The organism is Pseudomonas citronellolis (assembly GCF_900112375.1).
In the GTDB taxonomy this organism is placed as follows: Bacteria; Pseudomonadota; Gammaproteobacteria; order Pseudomonadales; family Pseudomonadaceae; genus Pseudomonas; species Pseudomonas citronellolis.
The window spans coordinates 1-20,592 of the sequence record NZ_FOLS01000018.1; the positions used below are offsets into that span (position 1 = coordinate 1).

Sequence of the window (20,592 nt, forward strand, 5' to 3'; positions counted from 1 at the left end):
ATCAATCAGCCGCTTCGAGAGTGCCCGGGCGGTCGTGGCTTTTGCAGGACTCAATCCGAGGCTCAGGGAATCCGGCCAACACAAGGGCCAGGTGAGGATCTCAAAGATCGGCTCACGCCTCTTACGTGCAGGCCTGTTCATGCCAGCCATCTGTGCCATGAGCCATAACCAGGCGGTACGGGCATTGCGTTTACGGCTCGAAGAGAAAGGCAAAGCGGGTAAACAGATCATCTGTGCGGCCATGCGCAAACTGCTGCAGATTGCCTACGGCGTCCTCAAGTCGGGCCAGCCCTACAACGTGGAACTGGCCCTTGCTCGAGGCTAGGTGACACGGTATCTACGGTTCCAGGATGCACGGCTTTTCGTAGGATGGTGTTGAGCGAAGCGATACCCATCACCGCAACCGCATGGGTTTCGCAAGCTCAACCCATCCTACGGGACTCCGTCCGCGATTCGCGCGCAGGTGCGGGATGGCGCGGTTACTCCGGCCGCGCCTCGCCGGCGCCGGGCAGCATGCGCACCAGGGTGTTGTCGCGGCTGATGAAGTGGTGGAACAGCGCGGCGACGGCGTGCAGGCCGATCAGGAAGTAGCCGATGTTGCCGACGGTCTCGTGCACGGCCTTGACCTGCTTGGCCAGGTCCGGGTTCTCCGCCACCAGAGGCGGCAGTTGCAGGCCCCAGAAGGGGATCGGCTTGCCGGCGGCGCTGAGGATGGTCCAGCCGGCCAGCGGCAGGCCGATCATCATCGCGTAGAGCGCCACGTGCACGGTCTTGGCCAGCAGCATCTGCCAGGCCGGCGGGGCGGGCACGATCGGCGGGGTGGGGTAGATGAAACGGCCGATCAGGCGCAGCCAGACCAGGCAGAACACGCTCAGGCCGAGCATGAAGTGCCACTGGCTTAGCAGGGCGCGGGTGTCGCTGCCCTTGGGGTAGTTGCCCTTGAGTTCGATACAGGCGTAGACGCCGGCGATCAGCACCAGCATCAGCCAGTGCAGGGCGATGGACAGGCTGCCGTAGCGGCGCGGGTAGGGGGGCTGGCTCATGGAAACTCCTTCTCTTCAGGCTGTCCCGCTCGTGGCGGCGGGTCGGGGCAGCTTGCGTCCGCAGCCTGAAGCTGGGCTGAAGACGCAGCCAATGCCTGAAGTGTAAGCCAGCCTTCGGCTCAGGACTCGTTCGGCGGCACCTGGCGCGCGCGGATGGCGTTGACCAGGCGCTTGGCCAGGGCCGGGTAGTTCTCGTCGAAGTGGTGCCCGCCGGGCAGTTCGAGGTTCTCGCCGATGGCCTGGGGCTGGGTGCAGCCGCTCTCGTCCTTCTCGTCGATGCCGTACACGCAGAGCACCTTGGGCCCGGGCATGCGCGCCAGTTCCGGGCCAGTGGCGGCTTCCTGGCCGGCCTTGCCCAGCCAGCCCTGCACTTCGATCTCGAAGCTCCCGCTGCGCGCCAGGGCCAGCAGCAGCACGGCGCTGACCTGCTGCTTGTCGGCCTCGGGCAGGCGGTTGTAGATGGCCGGCAGCACGTCGGCGCCGAAGGAGTAGCCGGCCAGCACGAAGTGGGTGGCGCCCCATTTCTCGCGGTAGTGCTGCATCAGCAGGGCGAGGTCGGCGGCGCTCTGCTCGGGGCTCTTGTGCTCCCAGAAGTAGCGCAGCGCGTCGATGCCCACCACCGGGTAGCCCAGCTCGGCCATCTGCCCGGCGACGTCGCGGTCCAGGTCGCGCCAGCCGCCGTCGCCGGAATAGAACAGGGTGACGGTGGGCGACGGCTTGGCGGCCGGCACCTCGACCACCGGGAAGTCGTCGCCGCTGCCCTGGATCAGGCGCTTGAGCTGGTCGTCGAGGACCACCGGCAGGCTGTCGTAGTAGTTGGCGATGACGGTCTCGGCGTTCTGCTGGGTGCGGGCGAAGCGCGCGGTCCCGTCGTCCGGGTTGTCGTTCCAGGCCGCGGTCCAGTGGCCGTGGGGCGCGCTCTCGGGCAGCTTGGGCGCGGCGCAGTCGGGCTTGTCGAGGGCGAAGCCGACCGACAGGGCCTTGGCCTTGTCGCTGTTCTGCCCGGCCAGCCAGCGCCAGGCCCAGGCGCCGCCTTGGTGCACGCCGGCGACCAGGGTGGGCTGGGCGTCGAGCAGGTTCAGCGCGGCCTGCACGCGGTGCTGCTGGGCCACGCAGTCGTTGTCCGGGAAGAGGAACTGCACCACCCGCGCGCCATTGTCGTGGGCCAGGGCCAGCAGCTGGGCGTCGTCCAGCTTGTTGTCCTGGGGCACCGCCAGCAGCACGGTGGCGGTCGGATGCCTGGCGGGAATGGCCAGGCTCACCGGGCTGCCGTCGGGCAGCTTGCCGTGCTCCAGGCGCGCCTGGGACAGCGGGTGGAACCACAGCGCCACGGCTGCGGCGGCAGCGACGACTATCAGCAGCAGGACGATGGCCAACAGGCGCCAGCGACGTTTCGACATATCAGCGTTTCACCAGTCCGGACAGGCCACCCGCGATCAGGGCGGCGGTATCGGCCAGCGCCACCAGCGGATCCAGTCCGGCGGGCACGGCCAGGTAGCGGGGTTCCCAGTCGGGCTGGAACTTGTCCTTGAAGCGACGCAGCCCCTGGAAGTTGTAGAACTGTTCGCCGCGGTGGAACACCAGCGCGCCCAGGCGCTGCGTCAGCGGCGCGCCGCGGCGCGGCTGCAGGCCCGAGAGCGGCACCATGCCGAGGCTGAAGCGGGCGTAGCCGTGCTCCTTGTAGTGCAGGATCAGGCCGAGCATGAGGAATTCCATGGTCATCTTCGGCGCGTCCGGCACCACGCGCATCAGGTCCAGGCTGGCCAGCTCGCGGCTGGCGGTCTCCAGCAGGTTGACGAAGGCCACCGCGCGGCCCTGGTGGCGCACCACGGCGACGCGGAAGTAGCGCAGGTACTCGGGGGTGAAGCGGCCCAGGGAGAAGCCCTTCTCGCGGGTGGCCTTGCCGCCCAGCCAGGCGTCGGAGATCGCCCGCAGCTCGTCCAGCGGCGCCTGCCCGGCTTCATGGAATTCCACCGAGAGGCCGTCGCGCTGGCCGCGGTTCCAGGTGTAGCGCAGGTCCTTCATGTCCTTGCCCTTGGCTTCCAGGTCGAAGCGGCGCAGGTCCACGCGCGCCTCCTCGCCGAGCTTGAGGGCGGTCAGGCCGATGTCCATGTAGAACGGCAGGTTCTCTGCGCGCACCTGGTAGAACACCGGGCGCGCGTGGTGCAGGTCGCAAAGGTCGCGGAACTGCCAGATCAGCTCGGCGCGGGCCTGGGTCGGGCCGATCGGGTCGTACAGCGCCACCAGGCTGCGGCCGCGGCGGGCGTACATGAGGAAGGCGTCCTGGCTGGGGTGGAATAGCAGGGCCTTGTCGCCGGACAGCGCCAGGCCGCCGTCGGGCTGCTCGGAGCGGGCGAGGATGGCGGCGGCGCGGTCCAGTTCCTCGGCGCTCGGCTCGTGGATCGCTGGCGGCGAGGTGCGCAGCAGCCAGGTCAGGCCCACCGCGGCCAGCAGCAGGCAGCTGCCCAGCAGGGCGCGCAGGCCGCGCGGGGCGTCGGCGTCGAGGGCGAACTGCCACCACAGCTCGTGGCTGTAGGGCACGTCCTGGTAGGCGAACAGGAACAGCCAGATGGAGCTGGCCAGCACGCAGCCGGCGGCGGCCAGGTACAGCGGCGAGAAGGGCACTGCCATCAGCCGGCTGCGGCGGTAGAAGGAGCGGCGGAAGATCGCCAGGAGCAGGGCGGTGACGCCGAGGATCGACGCTTCCTCCCAGTCCACGCCCTTGAGCAGCGACAGCACCGCGCCGCTGAGCAGCAGCACCAGGGTGATCGCCCAGGCCGCCGACAGGCGCCGGCGCAGGCCCTGGGCCAGCAGCAGGCAGAGCACGCCGATCAGGCTGGCGGCGAAGTGCGAGGCGTCCACCAGGCGGTGCGGGACCAGGAAGTCCAGCTCCTCCAGGCGGGTGTCGATGGACGGGGTGGCGCCGGAGAACAGCAGGACGATGCCGGAAATGAACACCAGCACCGCCAGCACCGGCGCGGCCAGGCCGGAGGCCACGCGCATGGCCTGGCGCGCCAGGAGCATGCGCCGCGCCTCGACCACCAGCAGCAGCAGGCAGGCCAGCAGCAGCGGCAGCACCACATAGATGAGGCGGTACATCAGCAGCGCGGCGGCCAGCGGCGCGGCGCCGATCTGCCCGGAGAAGGCCGCCAGCAGGATCGCCTCGAACACCCCGACGCCGCCGGGCACGTGGCTGAGCACGCCGGCGGCCAGGGCGATCATGTAGACCAGCAGGAAGGCGCCGAACGGCGGCGCCTCGGGCAACAGCAGGTAGAGCACGGTGGCGGCGGCGGCCACGTCCAGCGCGGTGATCAGCAGTTGCAGCAGCGACAGGCGCAGGCCCGGCAGGCGCACCGAGCGGCGGCCGATGCGGATCAGCTGGCTGTCAGGCGACGGCTGCTCCGGCTCGCGGCGCCGCTCCATGCCGATCACCAGCAGCACGCAGAAGGCCAGGATGGCCACCGCCAGGGTCGCCACCAGCCACTGCGGCAGGTTCAGCGCCAGGGCGGCGTCGGGCAGGTCGCTGAGCGCCGCCATGGCCGCCAGCACCGGCAGCGCGCAGCCCAGGGACAGGCTGGCGAACAGCGTCATGCGCGCCACTTCCATGGCGTTCAGCCCGGCGCGGGCATACAGGCGGTAGCGCACCGAGCCGCCGGAGAGCATCGACAGGCCCACCGCGTTGCCGATGGCGAAGGCGCTGAAGCCGCCGGTGAGCAGCGTCGGCAGCGGCAGCTTCACCCCGGCGAAGCGGGTGGCCGACCATTCGTAGCCGAGCAGGCAGACGAAGCCGGCCACGGTGGCGGCCAGGGCGCCGAGCAGGGCGTTGCCGGGGATGTCCAGCACGGCGTCGTGCAGGGAATAGGGATCGATGTCGCGCAGCAGGTGGTAGCAGGCCACCAGCGCCAGGGCGAACAGCAACAGGGTGACGCCGACGCCGATGGCCTGGCGGTGGGCGCCGAGCCGTTCGATCAGGCGGGGGCGGGAAGGGGCGCTGGCAGTTTCCGGAGTCTCAGGCGCGGTGGAGTCGACGCGCATCGGGCACCTCAATGGCTGTTGCGCGACAGGTGGGGGCACCCGCGCGAATTCCCAAGTCCATGGGAACAAATGACTGCAATTATGGGGGCCGCGGCCTGGATCAGGCTCGGTCTTTTTCCGCTGTAACGAAAAAAGCCACTCCGCAGAGTGGCTTTTTTCTATGTTGGTTGCGGGAGCTGGATTTGAACCAACGACCTTCGGGTTATGAGCCCGACGAGCTACCAGACTGCTCCATCCCGCGCCGGCCATTCTACTCGGGATGAACACCCTGTCAATCGATTTCTGCTTTCCGATCAATTATTTAAATTGAGCGCAAATGAAAAAGGCCACTCCGAAGAGTGGCCTTTTTCTATGTTGGTTGCGGGAGCTGGATTTGAACCAACGACCTTCGGGTTATGAGCCCGACGAGCTACCAGACTGCTCCATCCCGCGGCGGCCATTCTACTCAGGACGGCTACCCTGTCAACCGTTTTTTCAGAAAAACTGGTTTTTCTTCAGATGCTTAGCGAAGCGGGGCCATAGCGGGCCGGCGGCGCAGGCGTTCGCGCCGTTTTGCATTACCATGGAAGCCTTCAGCTAATGCGCAGGAACGGACGGGGCATCTCCTCCGAGTTCCGGCGCTATCCCCTCCGAGCAGGTTCCGCGTTGAGTTCCCAGCAGCGAAAGATCATCCACATCGATTGCGATTGCTTCTACGCCGCCATCGAGATGCGCGACGACCCGAGCCTTGCGGGCAAGCCGCTGGCCGTGGGCGGCTCGCCGGACAAGCGCGGGGTGGTCGCCACCTGCAACTACGAGGCGCGCGTCTACGGCCTGCACTCGGCCATGGCCATGCGCACCGCGGTCAAGCTGTGCCCGGACTTGACCATCGTGCGCCCGCGCATGGACGTCTATAAAGGCGTGTCGCGGGAAATCCACGGGATCTTCCGCGACTACACCGACCTCATCGAGCCGCTGTCCCTGGACGAGGCCTACCTCGACGTCAGCGACTGCCAGCAGTTTTCCGGCAGCGCCACGCTGATCGCCCAGGACATCCGCCGGCGCGTCTGGTCGTCGCTGGGCATCACGGTGTCCGCCGGGGTGGCGCCGAACAAGTTCCTGGCCAAGATCGCCAGCGACTGGCGCAAGCCCAACGGCCTGTTCGTGGTCACCCCGGAGCAGGTCGAGGACTTCGTCGCCGAGCTGCCGGTGAAGAAGCTCCACGGCGTGGGCAAGGTCACCGCCGAGAAGCTGGCGCGCCTGGGTGTGCAGGACTGCCGGCAACTGCGCGACTGGTCGCGCCTGGCGCTGGTGCGCGAGTTCGGCGGCTTCGGCGAGCGCCTGTGGAACCTCGCGCGCGGCATCGACGAGCGCCCGGTGCAGGTGGACAGCCGGCGCCAGTCGATCAGCGTGGAGAACACCTTCGACCGCGACCTGCCCGACGTCGACGCCTGCCTGGCCGAGCTGCCCGGCCTGCTCGACGAGCTGCAACGACGGATGCAGCGCCTGGACGCCAGCTACCGGCCGGGCAAGCCCTTCGTCAAGCTGAAGTTCCACGACTTCACCCAGACCACCCTGGAGCAGGCCAACGCCAGCCGCGACCTGGACAGCTACCGGCAACTGCTGAACCAGGCCTTCCAGCGCGGCGCCCGGCCGGTGCGGCTGATCGGCGTGGGCGTGCGCCTGGTCGACCTGCGTGGCAGGGCCGAGCAACTCAGCCTGTTCTGAGAACCTGCCTACGATCTGCTGCGCGTCGGCATAACTGCGTTAAAAACAGGCGAGTGATGCTCATTTAGTGGACTAAACTGCGCTCCCTCCCCTGTTTTTGCCTTGTTCTGCTCTAGCTCGCGAGCTCGTAGACAGGTTCTGAGCGTTGTCGGCGCCGGGTAAAAGTCCGATCATGCGCAGCGCGTAGCCAGGGCCCCGAGCATGCGAATCCACGTCACCTTCACCGACCGCGTCGGCATCACCCAGGAAGTCCTGGCGCTGCTGGGCGCGCGCAACCTGAACCTGGACGCGGTGGAGATGGTGCCGCCGAATGTCTATATAGATGCTCCCGAGCTGCGCCAGGAAGTGCTCCACGAACTGCATGGCGCGCTGCTGCGGGTGCGCGGCGTGCTCTCGGTGCAGATCGTCGACATGCTCCCCGGCCAGCGCCGCAGCCTGCACCTGGACGCTCTGCTGGCGGCCATGGGCGACCCGGTGCTGGCGGTGGACGCCCAGGCCCGGGTGCTCCTCGCCAACCCGCGGCTCATCGACCTGTGCGGCCGCCAGCCGGCCGGCGAGTCGCTGTCCACCCTGTTCGACGAGCCGGGCCTGGCCGAGCACCTGATGGAGAAGGGCTTCCGCCTGCCGATGCACGAGGTCAGCCTCGGTGGCCAGCCGCTGCTGCTGGACGCCACGCCGATCCGCGGCACTGGCGATGCGCTGGATGGCGGCCTGCTCACGCTCTACCCGCCGAGCCGCATCGGCGAACGCCTGTCGCTGCTGCACCATGACCACGCCGAGGGCTTGCAAGGCCTGATCGGCCGTTCCGCGCCGCTGATGCAACTCAAGGCGCGGGTGCGCAAGGTCGCCGGGCTGGACGCGCCGCTGCTGATCCAGGGCGAGACCGGCACCGGCAAGGAACTGGTGGCGCGTGCCTGCCACGCCTTGAGCGCGCGCCGCGAGGAGCCCTTCCTGGCGCTGAACTGCGCGGCGCTGCCGGAAAGCCTGGCCGAGAGCGAGCTGTTCGGCTATGCCTCCGGCGCCTTCACCGGCGCCCAGCGCGGCGGCAAGCCGGGCCTGCTGGAGCTGGCCGACCGTGGCACTGTGTTCCTCGACGAAGTGGGCGAGATGTCGCCCTACCTGCAGGCCAAGCTGCTGCGCTTCCTCAGCGACGGCTGCTTCCGCCGCATCGGCGGCGAGCGCGAGGTGCGGGTGAACGTGCGGGTGCTCTGCGCCACCCACCGCAACCTGGCGAAGATGGTCGGCGAGGGCAGCTTCCGCGAAGACCTCTACTACCGCCTCAACGTGCTCAACCTGCAGGTGCCGCCGCTGCGCGAGCGCGGCCAGGACATCCTGCTGCTGGCCGAGCACTTCCTGCGCCTGGCCTGCACGCAGATCCAGCGCCCGCCCTGCCGCCTGGCGCCGGAAACCCACCCGCTGCTGCTGGGCAACCGCTGGGCCGGCAACGTGCGCCAGTTGCAGAACAAGATCTTCCGCGCCGCGGCCATCGGCGAGGGCGAGGTGATCGGCGTCGAGGACCTGGAGGTGGCCGGCACCGAGCTGGACACCCGCCAAGCCGCCGACGAGGAGGTCACCAGCCTGGAGGAGGCCGTGCAGCAGTTCGAGAAGTCGCTGCTGCAGCGGCTCTACGCGTCCTACCCCTCGACGCGCCAACTGGCCGCGCGGCTGCGCACCTCGCACACCGCCATCGGCCAGCGCCTGCGCAAGTACGGGATCGGCGAGCGCTGAGAGTGGAACGATTTCGCTCCGATGGAGCGTTTTCGTTCCATTTGGCGGCGGCCGCGCCAGCCGGGGCCCTGATGCGCTAAAAGCCAGAAGACTGGTTGGTTTTTGTGGAGCGATTTCGTTCCAATGGATAGATCGCACCTGGCGGTTATACTAATCAACTTATTGATTTATAAGTGTTTTATTGGTTTTGGCATCACCCTTGCTCTCGTGCCGGGAAAAATCGCGAGCCACCCGACGGCTCGATTCGAGACCAAGAGGACGACCCATGACCACCCTGCGCTTCACACCCGACCATGAATGGCTGCGCCTCGAAGCTTCCGGCGAAGTGACCGTCGGCGTCACCGACTATGCCCAGGAAGCCCTCGGCGACGTGGTCTACGTCCAGCTGCCGGAGCTCGGCCGCCATGAGCAGGGCGCCGAAGTGGCGGTGCTGGAGTCGGTGAAGGCCGCCAGCAACATCGTCATGCCGCTGGCCGGCGAGGTCACCGAGGTCAACCCCGCGCTGATCGACGGCCCGGAGCTGGTCAACCAGGCGCCGCTGGCCGACGGCTGGTTCTTCCGCATCCGCCTGGATGACGCCGCCGCCCTCGACACCCTGATGGACCAGGCCGGCTACGAAGCCTACCTGTCCGCCCGCGCCTGAACCGGGGAGCCCGCATGAGCAAGGTCCAACTGAGCACCAGCAACGAATTCATCGCCCGCCACATCGGCCCGCGCGAGGCCGACACCCAGGCCATGCTCGAGCTGGTCGGCTACGCCAGCCTCGACGCCCTGACCGACAGCGTCATCCCCAACAGCATCAAGGGCACCAGCGTGCTCGACGGCAGCGCGGGGCAGGGCGAGGCCCAGGCCCTGGCCGACCTGCGCGCCATCGCCGCGCAGAACCAACTGCTGCGCAACCACATCGGCCAGGGCTACTACCCCTGCCACACCCCGGCGCCGATCCTGCGCAACCTCCTGGAAAACCCGGCCTGGTACACCGCCTACACGCCCTACCAGCCGGAAATCTCCCAGGGCCGCCTGGAAGCGCTGCTGAACTTCCAGACGCTGATCAGCGACCTCACCGGCATGCAGATCGCCAACGCTTCGCTGCTGGACGAAGCCACCGCCGCCGCCGAGGCCATGACCTTCTGCAAGCGCCTGTCGAAGAACAAGGCCGCCCAGGCGTTCTTCGCCTCCGCGCACTGCCACCCGCAGACCCTCGACGTGCTGCGCACCCGCGCCGAGCCGTTGGGCATCGAAGTGGTGGTCGGCGACGAAGCCGCGCTGCAGGACTTTTCCGCCTACTTCGGCGTGCTGCTGCAATACCCGGCCAGCACCGGCGCGGTCATCGACTACCGCGAGCTGATCGAGCGCGCCCACGCTGCCGGCACCCTGGTGGGCGTAGCCGCCGACCTGCTGGCGCTGACCCTGCTCACCCCGCCGGGCGAATTCGGCGCCGACGTGGTCCTCGGCAGCGCCCAGCGCTTCGGCGTGCCGCTGGGCTTCGGCGGCCCGCACGCGGCCTACTTCGCCACCCGCGACGCCTTCAAGCGCGACATGCCCGGCCGCCTGGTCGGCATCTCCATCGACCGCTTCGGCAACCCGGCGCTGCGCCTGGCCATGCAGACCCGCGAGCAGCACATCCGCCGCGAGAAGGCCACCAGCAACATCTGCACCGCCCAGGTGCTGCTGGCCAACATCGCCAGCATGTACGCCGTCTACCACGGCCCGCAGGGCCTGAGCGACATCGCCCGGCGCGTGCACCGGCTGACCGCCATCCTCGCCGCCGGCCTGGCGCAGCTGGGCCACAAGGTCGAGCAGGAATACTTCTTCGACACCCTGAGCGTCGCTACCGCGCGCCCGGCTGCCGAAGTCCACGCCGCCGCCCAGGCCGCCGGCCTCAACCTGCGGGTGATCGACAACGGCCGCGTCGGCGTTTCCCTCGATGAGACCTGCGAGCAGGCCGCCGTCGAAGCCCTGTGGGCGGTGTTCGCCGCCGGCCAGGCGCTGCCGGACTTCGCCGCCCTGGCCGCCAGTGTCGGCGACCAGCTGCCGCAAGCACTGCTGCGCACCTCGGCCTTCCTGCGCCACGAGGTGTTCAACCGCTACCACTCCGAAACCGAGCTGATGCGCTACCTGCGCAAGCTGGCCGACAAGGACCTGGCGCTGGACCGCAGCATGATCCCGCTGGGCTCCTGCACCATGAAGCTGAACGCCGCCAGCGAGATGATCCCGATCACCTGGGCCGAGTTCGGCAACCTGCACCCCTTCGCCCCGGCCGAGCAGGCCGCAGGCTACCGGGCGATGACCGAGGAACTGGAGGCCATGCTCTGCGCCGCCACCGGCTACGATGCCGTGTCGCTGCAGCCCAACGCCGGCTCCCAGGGCGAGTACGCCGGCCTGCTGGCCATCCGCGCCTACCACGCCAGCCGTGGCGAGGGCCACCGCGACATCTGCCTGATCCCGTCCTCGGCCCACGGCACCAACCCGGCCACTGCCCAGATGGCCGGCTTGCGCGTGGTGGTCACCGCCTGCGACGCCCGCGGCAACGTCGACCTGGCCGACCTCAAGGCCAAGGCCGAGGAACACCGCGAGCGCCTGGCGGCGATCATGATCACCTACCCGTCGACCCACGGCGTGTTCGAGGAAGCGGTGCGCGACATCTGCGCCATCGTCCACGACAACGGCGGCCAGGTGTACATCGACGGCGCCAACATGAACGCCATGGTCGGCTTGTGCGCGCCGGGCAAATTCGGCGGCGACGTCTCGCACCTGAACCTGCACAAGACCTTCTGCATCCCCCACGGCGGCGGCGGCCCGGGCGTCGGCCCGATCGGCGTGAAGGCGCACCTGGCGCCCTTCCTGCCCGGCCACGGCGAGCAGCTGGAGCGCAAGCAGGGCGCGGTGAGCGCAGCGCCCTTCGGCAGCGCCAGCATCCTGCCAATCACCTGGATGTACATCCGCATGATGGGCGGCGCCGGTCTCAAGCGCGCGTCCCAGGCGGCCATCCTCGGCGCCAACTACATCGCCCGCCGCCTGGAAGAGCATTACCCGGTGCTCTATACCGGTGAGAACGGCCTGGTGGCCCACGAGTGCATCCTCGACCTGCGCCCGCTCAAGGAAACCAGCGGGATCAACGTCGACGACGTGGCCAAGCGCCTGATCGACTTCGGCTTCCACGCCCCGACCATGTCCTTCCCGGTGGCCGGCACGCTGATGGTGGAGCCCACCGAGAGCGAGTCGAAGCAGGAGCTGGACCGCTTCTGCGACGCCATGATCCGCATCCGCGAGGAAATCCGCGCGGTGGAACGCGGCGAGCTGGACAAGGACGACAACCCGCTGAAGAACGCCCCGCACACCGCGGCGGAGCTGGTCGGCGAGTGGTCGCACCGGTACAGCCGCGAGCAGGCGGTGTACCCGCTGGCCAGCCTGGTGGACGGCAAGTACTGGCCGCCGGTGGGCCGCGTGGACAACGTCTACGGCGACCGCAACCTGGCCTGCTCCTGCCCGTCGATCGCCGACTACCAGGACGCGTGAACCGTTAGGGCCTGTTTACGATCTCGCGAGCTAGAGCAGAACAAGGCAAAAACAGGCGAGTGAGCGCAGTTTAGTCGGCTAAATGAGCATCGCTCGCCTGTTTTTAACGCAGTTATGCCGACGCGCAGCAGATCGTAGACAGGTTCTTGAGTCCCCGCGCCCGCCTCGGTGGGCGCCGTGGCCGCGGTTGGCGCCGGATGCGCCGACGCGGCCTTTTTTTCGCCAAGGAGTTGCCATGAGCCTCGCCAAGACGCCGCTGTACGACCTGCACCTGGAACTGGGTGCGAAGATGGTTCCCTTCGCCGGCTACGAGATGCCGGTGCAATACCCGCTGGGCGTGCTCAAGGAGCACCTGCACACCCGCGCCCAGGCCGGCCTGTTCGACGTGTCGCACATGGGCCAGTTGCGCCTGCGCGGCGCCGACGCTGCGGCTGCGCTGGAAAGCCTGGTGCCGGTGGACATCCTCGACCTGCCGGTCGGCCAGCAGCGCTACGCGCTGTTCACCAACGCTGAGGGCGGCATCCTCGACGACCTGATGGTGGCCAACGCCGGTGATCACCTGTTCCTGGTGGTCAACGCCGCCTGCAAGGACCAGGACCTGGCGCACCTGCGCCAACACATCGGCGCGCGCTGCGAGATCGAATCGCTGTTCGACAGCCACGCGCTGCTGGCCCTGCAAGGCCCGGCCGCGGCCGAGGTGCTGGCGCGCTTCGCCCCGGCGGTGAAGGACCTGACCTTCATGCAGGTGGCGAGCGTCGAACTGCTGGGCGTGCAATGCAACGTCAGCCGCTCCGGCTATACCGGCGAGGATGGCTACGAGATTTCCGTGCCCGTGGCCCAAGCCGAAGCCCTGGCCCGTGCGCTGCTGGCCGAGGAAGAAGTGCAGCCGATCGGTCTTGGCGCGCGCGACTCGCTGCGCCTGGAAGCCGGCCTGTGCCTGTACGGCCACGACATGGACAGCGCCACCACGCCGGTGGAAGCGAGCCTGGGCTGGGCCATCTCCAAGGTGCGCCGCGCCGATGGCGAGCGTGCCGGTGGTTTCCCCGGCGCCGAGCGCATCTTCGCCCAGCAGCGCGAAGGCGTGGCCAGCAAGCGTGTCGGCCTGCTGCCGCAGGAGCGTGTGCCGGTGCGTGAAGGGGCGGAGATCGTCGATGAGCAAGGCACGGTGATCGGCAAGGTCAGTAGCGGCGGCTTCGGCCCGAGCCTGGGCGCCCCGGTAGCCATGGGCTACGTGGCCAGCGCCCATGCCGCGCTGGACAGCGAAGTGTTCGCCATGGTGCGCGGCAAGCGCGTACCGATGAAGGTGGCGCGCACGCCGTTCGTGCCGCAGCGGTATTACCGCGGCTGAAGAGCATCGCGGATGGAGGCCGCTCCTACGAAAAGCGGGGTAGGGCGTATAACCGTTCGCGGTTATACGCCGTGGTTCCGAGCGCCATGGTCATGCGGGTGCTAAATGACGCGTCCGAACGGCGGATAACGCTTCGCGTTATTCGCCCTACGCGTTTGCCGTGAGGCATGGCATTTCCCTGTAGGAGCGGATTCATCCGCGATTGTGCCGGCAAGGGCGCTCTCAGGCCTGGCGATGGAGTCCCCGGAAGCCTCGTTCGCGAGCAAGCTCGCTCCTACGAAGAGCCGCTGGGCGCCTCAATCCTCCGGCCACATCCGCAGCGCGCGGCTGTCGGCCGAGAGCAGGCGCAGTTCGCCCTTGTCTGTTATTTCCCAACGCTGCACTTCGCCCAGCGCCTGGAAGAACCGCTGCTCCTGCTCCATCAGCGCCGGCGCGCACATCCTTCGGGTGCTGCCGGGCTGGCCGAAGCTCAGCGTTTCGCCGTCCAGTTGGTAGCTGGCGAACCAGTGGTTGCAGCCGGCGTTGCCGAAGGCACGGCCCTGGCCGTCGAAGGTCAGGCTGACGTGGCTGCGGCCCACCAGCGGGCGCTTGCCGATCCATTCCACGCGGTAGGCCTGGTCGCTTTCCGGTTCCGTCGGGTGCTGGGCGCAGCCGGCCAGCAGCAGGGCGCCGAGCAGGGTCGTCAGCGTCTTGTTCATGGGTTCCCCCGGGCCTGGCAGGCGGGGCAGAGGTGGCGGTCGCCGTCCACCGTCCAGCCCAGCTCGGTGATGCGCGCGGTGGCGGCGGGGGCGTGGGCGGGCTTGCCGAGGCTGGCGTCGACGGCGAACTCGAAGTCCAGCATGGTGCCGCAGCCGTCGCACTTGACCTGCCAGTTGAGGATCGACAGTTCCTTGAACACCGGGCCCTTGGCCACCGCGGTCCATTGCCCCGGCGGGTTGATGAGGTGGCGCACCTTGTCCACCGTCAGCGTCATGCTCAGGTCGCGGCTGCCCTTGAGGCTGACCAGCAGGGTGTCGCCGTTCTGGATCGAGCCACCGTTGCCGGTGACCTGATAGAGGCCCGGGCCGAGCGCGCGGCATTCGTTCAGCGTGTGTTGCGGGTTGAGCAGGTTGTAGCGGAAATCGTGTTGAGCCATGGGTCCTCCGAAAGTCCGCCCATAGTAGGGGAAGTGGCCCGGACTCGCGACCGTGGCGGCGTGGCCACGGCCCCGGGGCTCAGGGTCCGACGAGGTTGACAGGGGCACCTTGGCGCCAGGCGCCGATGTTGTCCAGCGTGGTCCCGGCGATGGCCGCCAGCGCCTCGCGGGTGAGGAAGGCCTGGTGCGCGGTGATGATCACGTTGGGGAAGGTCAGCAGGCGCGCCAGCACGTCGTCCTGCAGCGGCAGGTCGGAGCGGTCGGCGAAGAAGATCTCCGCTTCCTCCTCGTAGACGTCCAGCCCCAGGTAGCCCAACTGGCCGCTCTTGAGCGCCTCGATCAGCGCCGGGGTGTCCACCAGCGCGCCACGGCCGGTGTTGATCAGCATGGCGCCGCGCTTCATGCGCTGCAGGCTGTCGGCGTTGACCAGGTGGCGGGTGGCGTCGTTGAGCGGGCAGTGCAGGCTGATGATGTCGGACTCGGCCAGCAGCTGGTCGAGGCCGACGAAACGCCCGCCGAGGGCCTCGATGGCCGGGCTGGGGTAGGGATCGTAGGCCAGCACCTGGCAGCCGAAGCCGCGCATGATCTGCGCGAACACCTGGCCGATCTGGCCGCTGCCGACCACGCCGACGGTCTTGCCGTGCAGGTCGAAGCCGGTCAGGCCGTGCAGCGAGAAGTCGCCTTCGCGGGTGCGGTTGTAGGCGCGGTGCAGGTGCCGGCACAGGGCCAGGACCAGCCCCACGGCGTGCTCGGCCACCGCGTGCGGCGAGTAGGCCGGCACCCGTACCACGGTCAGGCCCAGGGCGTGGGCGGCGGCCAGGTCGACGTGGTTGTAGCCGGCCGAGCGCAGGGCGATCAGCCGCGTGCCGCCGGCCGCCAGTTGCTCCAGCACCGGCCGCGAGAGGTCGTCGTTGACGAACGGGCAGACCACCTCGAAGCCCATGGCCAGGGCGGCGGTGTCCGGGCGCAGCGGGCTCTGCTGGAAGTGCAGTTCGAAGCCGTGGCCGGGGTTGGCGGCGAGGAAGCTCTCGCGGTCGTAGTTTTGGCTGCTGAACAGGATGATGCGCATGGCCGGCCTCAATGGGTGTCGTGGGGCGTGCGCTGCCCGGTGTGGCTTTCGGTGGCGCGGGTCAGTTCGCCGATGGCGTGGTCCAGGTCCTCCAGCGCGGCGCCGGACTGCGGGTCGTTCTGCTTGAGCAGGGTTTCCGTGCGCTGGCAGGCGGCGCGCAGTTGCGGCACGCCGCAGTAGCGGGTGGCGCCGTGCAGGCGGTGCACGCGCTCGATCAGGGTGGCGCGGTCGTTGCGCTCGCGGGCCAGGCGGATGGCCTGGCGGTCGGCGGCCAGGGAGGCGAGCAGCATGGCCAGCATGTCGGCGGCCAGGTCGGCCTTGCCGGCGGCCAGGCGCAGGCCTTCCTCGGGGTCGAGCACGGCCAGGCCGTCGGCGGCGAAGCGCGCGCCCTGGGCCGCCACGCCGCGGCCGGCCAGAGCCAGGCCGGTCCACTTGAGCACCACCTGGGCCAACTGGCGCTCGTCGATGGGCTTGGTCAGGTAGTCGTCCATGCCGCCCTGCAGCAGGGCGCGCTTCTCGTTGGCCAGGGCGTGGGCGGTGAGGGCGACGATGGGCACCGGGCTGACCTCGCGCTGGGCCTCCCAGTGGCGGATCGCCTCGGTGGCCTGGCGGCCGTCCATGCCGGGCATCTGCACGTCCATGAAGACCAGGTCGAAGCGCTCGCGCTGTACCGCTTCCACCGCGGCCAGGCCGTTGTCCACCGCGGTGACTTCCGCCCCCAGGTCGCTGAGCAGCGTCTGCACCAGCAGCAGGTTGGCCGGGTTGTCGTCGACGCACAGCAGGTGCGGCACCTGGCGCTCGGCCCGCGGCGAGGGCTTGTCCTTGCGCGCCGGGCGCAGGTGCAGGAGCTGGTCGAGGGCGTGCTGCAGCTTGCGCGTGCAGGCCGGTTTGCTCTGCACCTGGCCCTCGGGCAGCACGGCGTTGTACTGCGACTGGTCGACGGTGGGGCAGAGCACCAGGGTCTTGCAGCCCTTGAACTCGAAGTCGCGGATGGTCTGGCGCAGCACGTCCGGCTGGCTGTCGGCGAGGTTGACGCCGAGCACCGCCAGCTCGATCGGCGCGCTGCCGGCATCGGCGGGCTTGTCCAGGGCCGCGCGCAGGGCGTCGAGGTCCTCGAACTCGTGCACTTCCAGGCCGCAGTCCTCCAACTGGTGATGCAGCGCGGCGCGCGTCAGCTCATGGGGTTCGCAGAGCGCCACGTGGTGGCCGCTGGGCGGCGCCGGCAGGTTGTCGTCGCTGTCCTCGCGGGCCTTGGGCAGGCTGAGGCTGATCCAGAATTCCGAACCCTCGCCGGAGCTGCTGTCGACGCCGATCTCGCCGCCCATCTGCTCGATCAGGCGCTTGGAGATCACCAGCCCCAGGCCGGTGCCGCCGGCCTGCCGCGACAGCGAGTTGTCGGCCTGGCTGAAGGCCTGGAACAGCGCGCGCAGGTCGGCGTTGGTCAGGCCGATGCCGGTGTCGCGCACGCTGATGCGCAGCTGCGCGCGCTCGTCGTTCTCGTCCTCGAGCATGGCGCGCACGGCGATGGTGCCTTCGTGGGTGAACTTGATGGCATTGCTCACCAGGTTGGTCAGCACCTGCTTCAGGCGCAACGGATCGCCCACCAGGTTCAGCGGGGTGTCGCGGTAGATCAGGCTGACCAGCTCCAGGCGCTTCTCGTGGGCGGCCGGGGCGAGGATGGTGAGGGTGTCCTGGACCAGCTCGCGGAGGTTGAACGGGATGTTCTCGAGGATCAGCTTGCCGGCCTCGATCTTGGAGAAGTCGAGGATCTCGCTGATGATCCCCAGCAGGCTCTCGGCGGACTTCTGGATGGTGCCCAGGTAGTCCTGCTGGCGCACGGTCAGGTCGCTTTTCTGCAGCAGGTTGGTGAAGCCGATGATGCCGTTGAGCGGGGTGCGGATCTCGTGGCTCATGTTGGCCAGGAACTCGGACTTGATGCGGCTGGCCTCCAGGGCCTCCTTGCGCGCCAGGTCCAGCTCGATGTTCTGGATCTCGATGGTCTCCAGGTTCTGCCGTACGTCCTCGGTGGCCTGGTCGATGTTGTGCTGCATCTCTTCCTGGGCGCTCTGCAGGGCCTCGGCCATGCGGTTGATGCCGCCCGCCAGTTCGTCCAGCTCGTGGCTGCCGAGGGCCGGCAGGCGGGTTTCCAGGCGGCCCTCCTTGAGCTGCGCGACGCCCTGGGCGATCTGCCCCAGGGGCGCGCTGATGGCGCGGCTCATGCGCAGGGAGAGCAGGGCGGTGACCACCAGGCCGGTGACGATCAGCAGCAGGCTGGTGAACAGGCTGCGGTAGCCGCGCAGCAGGGTGCCGTGGTGCGAGAGTTCCAGCTCGACCCAGCCGAGCAGGCGGTTGGCGTCCTCTTCCGGGGTGCTGGACAGGCTGCGGTGGCGGCCCAGCACCGGCAGCAGGAAGTGCGTGGTGTCCAGGCTGCTGACCAGGCTCAGGTGGCTGCCGTCGCCGCTGGGCATGGGGGTGAGGATGCTCGGCCCGGCATGCACCAGGCGCACGCGCTCGGGGTTGAGGAAGGTCACCGCGCGCACGTCGGGCTGGTCCAGGGCCTCGTTGGCGATCCGCTCCAGCAGCGGCAGGTCGCCATGGTCCAGGGCGGAGGCCGACAGCGGGGCGAGCTGTTCGGCGATCAGTTGGCCGCGCTCGATCAGTTGCACGCGCATGTCCGACAGCTGCACCCAGGTGAAGTAGCCGCCCAGCACCAGCGTCAGCAGGCTGGTGGGCAGCAGGGTGAGCAGCAGCACCCGCCCCTTGATGCCGAGATCCTTGAACACGCGCGTCCTCCCAAACGGTTTCGGGGCAGTTTAGCGGGTCGCCGGGCGGGAATCCCGAACATTGACCGCCGGACGGCTGCGCTTGCCCTGGGCAGGTGCCGTCATGAATACTTGTCGTTCGCGAATAAGTCTTGTTTGTCATGACGCCGACCGCCACCAGCCAACCCCGCCTGCTGACCATCGAGGACGACCCCACCCTGGGCGCGCACCTGCACAGTCACCTGAGCCAGCGCGGCTTCGCCGTGACCTGGTGCCGCGACGGCCGCGAGGGGCTCGACCAGGCGCTGAGCGAGGCCTTCGACCTGGTCCTGCTGGACGTCATGCTGCCCGGCTGCAGCGGCCTGGAGGCCCTGCGCCAGCTGCGCCGCGAGCAGCGCGTGCCGGTGATCCTGATGTCCGCCCTGGGCGCCGAGCAGGACCGCATCGCCGGCTTCTCCCAGGGCGCCGACGACTACCTGCCCAAGCCCTTCAGCCTGGCGGAACTGAACGTGCGCATCGACGCCATCCTCCGCCGCGTCGCCCTGGAGCGCGGCAGCCTGCTGCCGGCCGGCCCCGCGGACGCCGGGCTGCGGCTGCGCGAGGAACCCTGCGAGGTGGTCTGGGAAGGCCAGACCGCGGCGCTCACCGCCACCGAGCAGCGCCTGCTGGAAACCTTCCTCGGCAACGTCGACGAGACACTGAGCAAGCCGTTCCTCTACCAGCACGTGCTGAACCGTGGCTACACCGCCCACGACCGTGGCCTGGACATGCACGTCAGCCACCTGCGCCGCAAGCTGCAGTCCATCGGTTATGCGCGCCATCAACTGCGCGCGGTCTGGGGCAAGGGCTATGTTTTCGCTAGCGCCGAGTGAGCGGCGCGTCCGCCAGGTACTGCCCAGCCGCCATTCGCTGTTCTGGCGCCTGGCGGTGCCGGTGGTGCTGCTCTGCCTGGTGCTGATCTGGCTGTCCTGGACCTGGGGCCGCCAGGTCGAGCGCCGCGGCTATTTCCTCGATACCCAGGCCCAGGCCGTGCTCCGCGGTTACGCGGCCGACCTGGAACGGGCCTGGAACGCCGGCGGCGAGGCCGCGGTGGACGACTGGCTGGCACGCATGCGGGCCAGCGAGCAGACCTGGATGGTGGCGCTGGACGGCCGCCTGCAGCCCCTGGGCAGCCAGCCGCTGAGCATCGAGGAGGCCACGCGCCTGACCTTCCAGCGCGGCCTCGACTGGCCGGTGAGCGAGCGCAGCCGGAGCCTGCCCTACATCGGCATTCCCTTCCCCGAGCACCCCGCCGACGGTCGCCTGGTGCTGCAGCTGCCGCAACGCTTCAAGCCCGCCGGCTACTCCACGCTGGCGCGGATCTTCACCCATGGGGTGGTGCCCGCCGCGCTGGCGCTGCTGCTGTGCGGGCTGCTCTACCGCCAACTGATCCACCCGCTGGCGCGCCTGCGCGAGCACGCCAACGCGCTGCGCGCCGACGACCTGGGCTCGGGCGCCGCCCGCGAGGTCAGCGTCCGCCGCGACGAGCTGGGCGAGCTGGGCCGCGCCTTCGACCACATGGCCCAGCGCCTGAGCGGCCACGTGGAGTTCCAGCGCCAGTTGCTGCGCGACCTGTCCCACGAGCTGCGCACGCCGCTCAGCCGCCTGCGCGTCGCCGCCGAGAGCGCGGCGGCCGAGGACCCGCTGCGCCTGCGCCTGGAGCGCGAGGTGGAAGTCATGCAGCGGCTGGTGGCCAACACCCTGGAACTGGCCTGGATGGACACCGAGCGGCCGCGCCTGCCGCTGGAGGACGTCGCCATCCTGCCGTTGTGGGAACTGCTGGTGGAGGACGCCGGCTTCGAGTCCGGCTGGGCGCCTTCGCGCTTCCACTGCGAGGTGCCGGCGGACTGCGTCGTCCGCGGCCACCTCAATGGCCTGGCGCAGGCCATGGAGAACCTGCTGCGCAACGCCATCCGGCATTCCCCGGAGGGCGGCTGCGTCCGCCTGCTCGGCCAGCGCGAAGGCGACTACTGGCACCTCTGCCTGGCCGACCAGGGGCCGGGGGTGGAGGCCGCCGACCTGGAGCGCATCTTCCTGCCCTTCACCCGCCTTTCCGCGGCGCGTTCCGGCGAGGGCTTCGGCCTGGGCCTGAGCATCGCCCGCAGCGCCATCCGCCTGCAGGGCGGCGAACTCTGGGCCGAGCGCGGCAACCCCGGCCTGCGCATGCACCTGCGCCTGCCGGCCGCCTGACGCCGTACGGCGCCAGG

General features: G+C 69.2%; 15 protein-coding genes and 2 tRNA genes. 8 read left to right on the forward strand and 9 right to left on the reverse strand.

Translation table 11 applies throughout. From position 1 onward, the window contains the following. Nucleotides 1-325: transposase (locus BM060_RS17460; RefSeq protein WP_143096596.1), on the forward strand; the 325-nt coding region annotated here is incomplete at its 5' end. 154 nt (nucleotides 326-479) lie between these two features. Here BM060_RS17460 and BM060_RS17465 read toward each other — a convergent pair. The 5 genes from BM060_RS17465 to BM060_RS17485 form a co-directional block, all read right to left on the reverse strand. Next, on the reverse strand, nucleotides 480-1,043 hold the full coding sequence (locus BM060_RS17465; protein WP_058073370.1) for a cytochrome b: 564 nt from the start codon (nucleotides 1,041-1,043) through the stop codon (nucleotides 480-482). Between the two features lie 119 nt (nucleotides 1,044-1,162). After that, nucleotides 1,163-2,443: a virulence factor family protein gene (locus tag BM060_RS17470; RefSeq protein WP_074981412.1), complete on the reverse strand. Its 1,281-nt coding sequence runs from the start codon at nucleotides 2,441-2,443 to the stop codon at nucleotides 1,163-1,165. Between the two features lies 1 nt (nucleotide 2,444). After that, nucleotides 2,445-5,078 carry a bifunctional lysylphosphatidylglycerol flippase/synthetase MprF gene (gene mprF, locus BM060_RS17475; protein ID WP_074981414.1) on the reverse strand — a complete coding sequence of 878 codons (2,634 nt, stop codon included), beginning with the start codon at nucleotides 5,076-5,078 and terminating at the stop codon, nucleotides 2,445-2,447. 164 nt (nucleotides 5,079-5,242) lie between these two features. Then, nucleotides 5,243-5,319 (reverse strand) — tRNA-Met (locus tag BM060_RS17480). 114 nt (nucleotides 5,320-5,433) lie between these two features. Further along, a tRNA-Met gene (locus tag BM060_RS17485) sits at nucleotides 5,434-5,510 on the reverse strand. Between the two features lie 147 nt (nucleotides 5,511-5,657). On the opposite strand from BM060_RS17485, the gene dinB reads away from it, so the two are divergent. From dinB to gcvT, 5 genes are all read left to right on the forward strand, one after another. Next, nucleotides 5,658-6,785, forward strand: a complete 1,128-nt coding sequence (dinB, locus tag BM060_RS17490) for a DNA polymerase IV (RefSeq protein ID WP_255314670.1) — start codon at nucleotides 5,658-5,660, stop codon at nucleotides 6,783-6,785. Nucleotides 6,786-6,986: 201 nt separating this feature from the next. Next, complete coding sequence (gene gcsR / locus BM060_RS17495) at nucleotides 6,987-8,513, forward strand: transcriptional regulator GcsR (RefSeq protein ID WP_074981417.1); 1,527 nt, start codon at nucleotides 6,987-6,989, stop codon at nucleotides 8,511-8,513. A 265-nt stretch (nucleotides 8,514-8,778) separates the two neighbouring features. Next, a complete protein-coding gene (gene gcvH, locus BM060_RS17500) occupies nucleotides 8,779-9,156 on the forward strand; it encodes a glycine cleavage system protein GcvH (RefSeq protein WP_043271120.1) in 378 nt (125 codons plus the stop codon). A 14-nt stretch (nucleotides 9,157-9,170) separates the two neighbouring features. Beyond that, nucleotides 9,171-12,032 (forward strand): aminomethyl-transferring glycine dehydrogenase, encoded by a 2,862-nt coding sequence (gene gcvP / locus BM060_RS17505; RefSeq protein WP_074981420.1) that lies wholly within the window; start codon nucleotides 9,171-9,173, stop codon nucleotides 12,030-12,032. Between the two features lie 235 nt (nucleotides 12,033-12,267). Further along, on the forward strand, nucleotides 12,268-13,380 hold the full coding sequence (gene gcvT / locus BM060_RS17510) for a glycine cleavage system aminomethyltransferase GcvT (protein WP_074981422.1): 1,113 nt from the start codon (nucleotides 12,268-12,270) through the stop codon (nucleotides 13,378-13,380). 296 nt (nucleotides 13,381-13,676) lie between these two features. On the opposite strand, the gene BM060_RS17515 is transcribed toward gcvT, so the two are convergent. The 4 genes from BM060_RS17515 to BM060_RS17530 all read right to left on the reverse strand — a co-directional run bounded on the left by BM060_RS17515 (nucleotide 13,677) and on the right by BM060_RS17530 (nucleotide 18,367). Continuing rightward, on the reverse strand, nucleotides 13,677-14,078 hold the full coding sequence (locus BM060_RS17515; RefSeq protein ID WP_074981424.1) for an META domain-containing protein: 402 nt from the start codon (nucleotides 14,076-14,078) through the stop codon (nucleotides 13,677-13,679). Then, the gene (locus tag BM060_RS17520) at nucleotides 14,075-14,515 is read right to left on the reverse strand and encodes a hypothetical protein (RefSeq protein WP_074981426.1); all 441 of its coding nucleotides are present in this window, start codon (nucleotides 14,513-14,515) and stop codon (nucleotides 14,075-14,077) included. Before BM060_RS17520 ends, BM060_RS17515 begins: the two co-directional genes overlap by 4 nt. 79 nt (nucleotides 14,516-14,594) lie before the next feature. Beyond that, nucleotides 14,595-15,584 (reverse strand): 2-hydroxyacid dehydrogenase, encoded by a 990-nt coding sequence (locus tag BM060_RS17525; RefSeq protein ID WP_074981428.1) that lies wholly within the window; start codon nucleotides 15,582-15,584, stop codon nucleotides 14,595-14,597. Between the two features lie 8 nt (nucleotides 15,585-15,592). Then, nucleotides 15,593-18,367 carry a response regulator gene (locus BM060_RS17530; protein ID WP_074981430.1) on the reverse strand — a complete coding sequence of 925 codons (2,775 nt, stop codon included), beginning with the start codon at nucleotides 18,365-18,367 and terminating at the stop codon, nucleotides 15,593-15,595. A 140-nt stretch (nucleotides 18,368-18,507) separates the two neighbouring features. On the opposite strand from BM060_RS17530, the gene BM060_RS17535 reads away from it, so the two are divergent. Then, nucleotides 18,508-19,218 (forward strand): response regulator transcription factor, encoded by a 711-nt coding sequence (locus BM060_RS17535; protein ID WP_074981606.1) that lies wholly within the window; start codon nucleotides 18,508-18,510, stop codon nucleotides 19,216-19,218. After that, complete coding sequence (locus BM060_RS17540) at nucleotides 19,196-20,575, forward strand: HAMP domain-containing sensor histidine kinase (RefSeq protein WP_074981432.1); 1,380 nt, start codon at nucleotides 19,196-19,198, stop codon at nucleotides 20,573-20,575. The genes BM060_RS17535 and BM060_RS17540 overlap by 23 nt, the downstream gene beginning before the upstream one ends. Nucleotides 20,576-20,592: the final 17 nt, after the last annotated feature.

What these genes read in the sequence shown, in the direction of transcription:
- dinB (WP_255314670.1), top strand. Translation starts at nt 5,658, where the DNA reads ATGCGCAGGAACGGACGGGGCATCTCCTCCGAGTTCCGGCGCTATCCC.
- gcvT (WP_074981422.1), top strand. Translation starts at nt 12,268, where the DNA reads ATGAGCCTCGCCAAGACGCCGCTGTACGACCTGCACCTGGAACTGGGT.
- mprF (WP_074981414.1), bottom strand. Translation starts at nt 5,078, where the DNA reads ATGCGCGTCGACTCCACCGCGCCTGAGACTCCGGAAACTGCCAGCGCC.
- BM060_RS17465 (WP_058073370.1), bottom strand. Translation starts at nt 1,043, where the DNA reads ATGAGCCAGCCCCCCTACCCGCGCCGCTACGGCAGCCTGTCCATCGCC.
- BM060_RS17540 (WP_074981432.1), top strand. Translation starts at nt 19,196, where the DNA reads ATGTTTTCGCTAGCGCCGAGTGAGCGGCGCGTCCGCCAGGTACTGCCC.
- gcvP (WP_074981420.1), top strand. Translation starts at nt 9,171, where the DNA reads ATGAGCAAGGTCCAACTGAGCACCAGCAACGAATTCATCGCCCGCCAC.
- BM060_RS17520 (WP_074981426.1), bottom strand. Translation starts at nt 14,515, where the DNA reads ATGGCTCAACACGATTTCCGCTACAACCTGCTCAACCCGCAACACACG.
- BM060_RS17525 (WP_074981428.1), bottom strand. Translation starts at nt 15,584, where the DNA reads ATGCGCATCATCCTGTTCAGCAGCCAAAACTACGACCGCGAGAGCTTC.
- gcsR (WP_074981417.1), top strand. Translation starts at nt 6,987, where the DNA reads ATGCGAATCCACGTCACCTTCACCGACCGCGTCGGCATCACCCAGGAA.
- BM060_RS17515 (WP_074981424.1), bottom strand. Translation starts at nt 14,078, where the DNA reads ATGAACAAGACGCTGACGACCCTGCTCGGCGCCCTGCTGCTGGCCGGC.
- gcvH (WP_043271120.1), top strand. Translation starts at nt 8,779, where the DNA reads ATGACCACCCTGCGCTTCACACCCGACCATGAATGGCTGCGCCTCGAA.
- BM060_RS17535 (WP_074981606.1), top strand. Translation starts at nt 18,508, where the DNA reads ATGACGCCGACCGCCACCAGCCAACCCCGCCTGCTGACCATCGAGGAC.
- BM060_RS17470 (WP_074981412.1), bottom strand. Translation starts at nt 2,443, where the DNA reads ATGTCGAAACGTCGCTGGCGCCTGTTGGCCATCGTCCTGCTGCTGATA.